Below are 4,611 nucleotides of genomic sequence, written 5' to 3' on the forward strand. Positions count from 1 at the left end.
ATCCTGCTCTACCTTGCTGAAAAGACCGGCCTGCTCATGCCCATTGATGGCGCGCGCCGCTACGAGACCATCCAGTGGGTGTTCTTCCAGATGGCCTCGGTCGGGCCAATGTTCGGCCAGGTCGGCTTCTTCCACAAATTCGCCGGCCGCGAAATCGCCGACAAACGCCCTCTGGAGCGCTATCGCGACGAGTCAAAGCGACTGCTCGGCGTGCTCGACGGCCGGCTGAAGGGGCGCAAGTGGATCATGGGCAATGACTACACCATCGCCGACATCTCGCTGCTCGGTTGGGTGCGCAACCTGATCGGATTCTACGAAGCACGCGAACTCGTCGGCTTTGACGATTTCGCCCATCTGGGAACATGGCTGGAGCGCGGCCTGGCGCGGCCGGCGGTGCAAAAAGGCCTGACCATCCCGGCCAAGGGATAGAAAAACCAGCCTCCGAAGCGCGGCTATTTCGCCTTCGCTTTGGCTTTCGAACCGCCTTTGCCCATGACGGAAGCGGCGAGCGACGCAGCACCTCGGGCGGCGACCATGACCGCGCCGGCAGCGACGTTGGCTGTGGCCTTGGCCGTGCGCATCGCACTGCCGCCCAAGGAGTCGCTGGAACTCGCGGGCTTCTTCGGCTTTGCGGCTTTTGGCGCGGCTTTCGCTGCGGCCGGCACCACTTTCTTCGGCGCTGCCTTGCCGAAAGCCGGCTTGGCGTCCTTCGAACGGCCTGTCATTGCCGGGCCGGCGCCGGTTTTGGATTGGGTCGCCTTGCCCTTGGCGGGCGCAGGCTTTTTTGCCTTGGTTGCCATTGGACCGAATCCCTCTTTTGGCACAATTGTCGTGTCGGGATAACGGCCTGAAAGTCTTAAAGTTCCCCTTGCACAATCCGTCGAATCAAGCGGAAAGGCCGATCACCAGATCGGCGGCACTGCGCCGCGCGAGCACGCGCTCGATGTTGGGCAGGTCGTTGGAAGCGATCCAGGCGCGCGCATCTTCATCGGAGCGGCCATGCTCGTGCCAGCGCTCCATCAGGCGGCGCTCGAGCTCGTTGCGCGGCACGTCGACGAAGATCGAGAAATCGAACAGCGGCGCCAGCCGCGACCACGGCTCTTCGTCGAGCAGCAGGTAATTGCCTTCGACCAGGATGAACTTGGTTTCTGTGGCGACGATCGAGGCTGCGGCGCGCGACAGTTCCATGTTGCGGTCGAAGACCGGAATGGCGATGTCGGGTTCACCGGCACGGATACGCTTCAGCAAGGCCTCAAAACCGGCAAAGTCGAAGGTTTCCGGCGCGCCCTTGCGCGCGCGCAGACCGCGCCGCTCGAGCACGGCGTCGTCATAGTGGAAGCCGTCCATCGGTACGACCTCCGCTGCCCCTTCGGGCAGCAGTTCATGCAGCCTTGCCGACAGCGTCGACTTGCCGGCGCCCGGTGGACCGGCAATGGCGACGATGAAGCGGTTTGCCTTGCCGGCGCGTTTGAAGATGGTGGCGGCGAGATGGGCGATTTCGGACATGAGAGCCTCTCTGGCAGAGCTTCAGATCCACCATGTTCCGCATGATGATTTCGGCCACATCTTGGCGACAGTTCACGGAAATTTCAAACCCTGCGGCCGCGCAATCACACCTACGAGGCCAGCGGCTGGCCGATGCGCAGGAAATCGCTGTCGAAGGGAACCTCCCGCGTCGAACCGCCGGCATGCAGCCGCATGCGGCCATCCGCCGTCGTGACGTCCCGCGGCGGCTCGCCGCCCGACAGCGGCAGGACGCCGATGACGTGGCGAAAAGACACGCTTTGGCCTTCGCCCAGCGCAAAAGCGGTCGCCACCCCTTCGCGCTTCAGCCAGTTGTCGCCGATCGAGGCGGCATGGCCGACGGCAGCGCGGCCATCCTCGATGCCGAGCACGCCAAGGTGGCGGCCGCTCCATGGGGCGTAGTCGCGCCCGCCATTGCTGAACCACAGCATGGTGATTGGCAGTTCGGCCGGGTTCTTCAGCACCAGCACCAGATCGTCCTCGGCCTGTCGTGCAAGCGCGGTCCATCCCGGCCCGCCATGGTCGGCTTCGACCAGCGTGATGAAATCCTCGCGGCGGTCATCCATGCGGTATTCCGTCAGGTCGAGCGTGCCGCCGCCGGCGGCGGGAAAATGGCCGAGATCGGCGGAGCGCGCCGGATAGGCGAGCATGAAGCGGCCGCGTGCGGGATCGGGCTCCAGCGGATCGTCCAGCGTCGCGGCAAAACGCTTCGGCGAAAAGGCCAGCCTGCCGCCGCCGGTCATGGCCGTCATCGGGTGATGGGCGACCGAGATCGCACCATTGCCGCCGGAAAATACATGCTCCTGGTAGAGGAAGGGATGGCCGTCGCGCAGCGTCAGGATCTTGTCGACCGAAGCGCCCATCACCTCGTGCCGCAGGCGATAGACGGCGCGCCAGCCATCGTCGGTCGCGACACTTTCGACGACATCCCAGGCGCTGTTGGCCGTCCAGCCATGCAGCGGCGCTTCCTCGACATCGCTGCGCGAAAACGGCGCGCAGAGGAAATCGCCGGACAGCCGAACCGTGCCTTCCGGCAGGTCTTTCGGCAGCGTCTCGTTCGCATCGACCCAGGGCGCGCGATGCAGCGGCTTCAGCTGCCGCCCGCCAGCCTCGACGACCATGTCGGCGATGTGGCCGACCGTGAGGTCGAGCGAAACCGAAATGCCTCTGGCCTTGATGGTGTGGATGGTCATTGCGCTGTCACCGATTCTGAAGGCGCAAACTGAACCGTTCGGCGGCGGTTGCGCAAGCGCCGCGACAGGCATTTTGCATCGCGCACCTTCACCTTCCCCACAAGGGGAGGGTGAGCTACTGTCGCTTGTATTCCCGCACCGGCGACTTGGTGTCGTCGGTGTAGGTAACCTGCACCGACATCGATTTCACGCTGTCGGCGACCTTGAAATAGGGCTGGTAATCGTAGGGGATGGCGTAGGGGTCCTTCTTGTCGCAAGGCGGCATCTTGATCTCCTTGTCGAGGGCCGCGCCGTTCAGGCTGTAATGCACCTGTTTGATGGCGCAGCGGTAGGACAGCATCTGGGTGAAATAGACCAGGCCGTGGTTGCCGCTGGCATCGAAGGCGATCCACGAGGTCCAGAACTGGTCGAGGATCTGCTTGTTGCCTTGCTGAAGCGCTGTCTCGGGGTCGAAGCGGATGTCGAACGGGCCGGTCTCGCGGCCCCTGATGTCGAGATATTTGATCGCAATGATCCCCGCCACGGTGCTGTCGGGTATCTCGAAGCTCGGATTGGCCATCGGCTTGCCGGTGGTCTGGTCGTTCATGGCCAGGAAACCGGTGTCGGTGAAAGGACCGCTGTCGCCCATGCGCCAGGAGATGGCGGTCGCCGGCTCGGGCAGCGAGATGGTCATCGACCAGCCCTGGTTGGAGCGCATCGGCGTCAGCGAAGGCACGAAGCGGGCGGGGTCGAGCACGTCGCCAAGCGCCGCCAGCCGGCTGCGGCTGCGGTCCAGCCAGTCGGCCAACTGCGTCTGGTCGACGAAATATTTGAGCAACCCGCCATCCTTTTCGTAGGACGTGAACTTGGTCAGCGCCTTGGCCTCGTTGCGCTTGTCGGCCAGCGTCTGGGCGCCGAGGCGGTCTTCGGAAAACTCCTGCGCCAACAGGAAATAGGCCGGCGCGAAATCTGGATTGGCTGATATGAAGACGTTGAGCTTGTCGAGGCGCTGGGCGTCGTCGAACTGCTGGATATGCACCAGCTTGATCGACAGCGCCTTGCCCTTGTCGGCAAGCGCGCCGAACACCTCGCGCGCGCCGGCCTTGCCGTCCTGCACCCGAAGCAGCGCGGCAAAGCGCGTGTAGGGATCGATGGCGTCGACGTCGAAGCCGGCAAAGGCGAGGTAGGAGCGCCGCGCATTCAGCATGTCGCCGGACAACTCGTAGACGCGGGCATTGTGGTAGAACTCGTCCGGCCGCTTCGGCTCGGCGATCGCCCCGCCCTGCGCGGCAAGGGCGGCAAAGCCCTTGGCGATGATGTCGATCGAGGCGGCGATCTGCTGCGTCGTCGCCTGCAGCTTCTCGGTCTGGGCCTGCTGCTGCGCCTGGCCGGCGACCAGCGTCTCGGTCTCCTTCTTCACCTCGTCGGTGGTCTTCTGCACTTCCGCCGTCTGCTCAGTCTGCTGCTGCTGGACGGACGCGATCTCGTCGGTCTTTTTCGCCGCCGTGTCGGTCGACTGCTTGACCGCGTCGACCGTCTTTTGCGTCTGCGTGACGGTCTGCTCGATCTTCGCAACTTTCTCGGTAACGATGCCCATCGACTGCTGCAGCCCGGCAATGGCCGGCACCAGGCTGGCGATCACCCCATGCTGGGCGTTGGTCTGCTGCTGCAGGCCGTAGACGCCGCCGGCGACGGCCGCCGCACTGGTGGCGAAGATCAAGGCCGGCAGCGCCTTGGCCGCCAGCACCAGCCGGAGCACGATGGCAATGGCGATGATGATTGCGGCCACCGCGGCGACCAGCGCGATATAGGCGGCGAACGGCGCCAGCGGATTGAGGATGTCGGATACGGCACCCCCGACAAAGGCGACGCTGCCAGCCCATTTGCCGGTGCGGCTGAGTGATGCCCTGATAAG

General features: G+C 64.5%; 5 protein-coding genes. 1 reads left to right on the top strand and 4 read right to left on the bottom strand.

Annotation, left to right across the window (positions count from 1 at the left end; genetic code table 11):
• Positions 1 to 429 (top strand): glutathione binding-like protein (locus EN994_RS18690; RefSeq protein WP_206530419.1); only part of this gene is annotated, 429 nt, incomplete at its 5' end.
• A 23-nt stretch (positions 430 to 452) separates the two neighbouring features.
• Here EN994_RS18690 and EN994_RS18695 read toward each other — a convergent pair.
• The 4 genes from EN994_RS18695 to EN994_RS18710 form a co-directional block, all read right to left on the bottom strand.
• Positions 453 to 800, bottom strand: a complete 348-nt coding sequence (locus tag EN994_RS18695) for a hypothetical protein (RefSeq protein ID WP_013528390.1) — start codon at positions 798 to 800, stop codon at positions 453 to 455.
• Between the two features lie 85 nt (positions 801 to 885).
• A complete protein-coding gene (locus tag EN994_RS18700; RefSeq protein WP_063169761.1) occupies positions 886 to 1,506 on the bottom strand; it encodes a nucleoside triphosphate hydrolase in 621 nt (206 codons plus the stop codon).
• Positions 1,507 to 1,616: 110 nt separating this feature from the next.
• Complete coding sequence (locus tag EN994_RS18705) at positions 1,617 to 2,717, bottom strand: hypothetical protein (RefSeq protein WP_063170433.1); 1,101 nt, start codon at positions 2,715 to 2,717, stop codon at positions 1,617 to 1,619.
• Positions 2,718 to 2,832: 115 nt separating this feature from the next.
• A partial coding sequence (locus EN994_RS18710; protein ID WP_127307714.1) for a methyl-accepting chemotaxis protein occupies positions 2,833 to 4,611 on the bottom strand: 1,779 nt, incomplete at its 5' end.

It is taken from the genome of Mesorhizobium sp. M7A.F.Ca.CA.002.09.1.1 (genome assembly GCF_003998555.1).
GTDB classification, from domain to species: domain Bacteria; phylum Pseudomonadota; class Alphaproteobacteria; order Rhizobiales; family Rhizobiaceae; genus Mesorhizobium; species Mesorhizobium ciceri.